The sequence below is a fragment of the Mesorhizobium sp. M2E.F.Ca.ET.219.01.1.1 genome, from assembly GCF_004016445.2.
In the GTDB taxonomy this organism is placed as follows: Bacteria; Pseudomonadota; Alphaproteobacteria; order Rhizobiales; family Rhizobiaceae; genus Mesorhizobium.
The window spans coordinates 1-324 of record NZ_SADT02000173.1; the positions used below are offsets into that span (position 1 = coordinate 1).

Annotated in this window: 1 protein-coding gene; it reads right to left on the reverse strand. The window is 67.3% G+C overall.

Annotated features, from left to right (window positions below; all coding sequences use genetic code 11):
* Positions 1 to 324 (reverse strand): glutamate synthase-related protein (locus EN862_RS35395; protein ID WP_135913320.1); only part of this gene is annotated, 324 nt, incomplete at both ends.

A 324-nucleotide genomic window follows, 5' to 3' on the forward strand; every position in this document is an offset into this window, starting at 1 on the left:
GGCCGACGCCCGGCGTCGAATGCCTGACCTTGGCAATGGTGGCATCGACCTTGTGACCGGGCAGCTGCCCGCCCTCGCCGGGCTTCGCGCCTTGCGCGACCTTGATCTGCATCACATCGGAGTTCACCAGATACTCCGCCGTCACGCCGAAACGCCCGGAAGCGACCTGCTTGATCGCCGAACGCTCGGGGTTCTTGCCGCCGTCCGGCAGCGGCAGGTAACGGTCGGCCTCTTCGCCGCCCTCGCCGGTGTTAGACTTGCCGCCGATCGTGTTCATGGCGCGGGCCATCGTGGTGTGCGCTTCCCTGGAGATCGAGCCGAAGG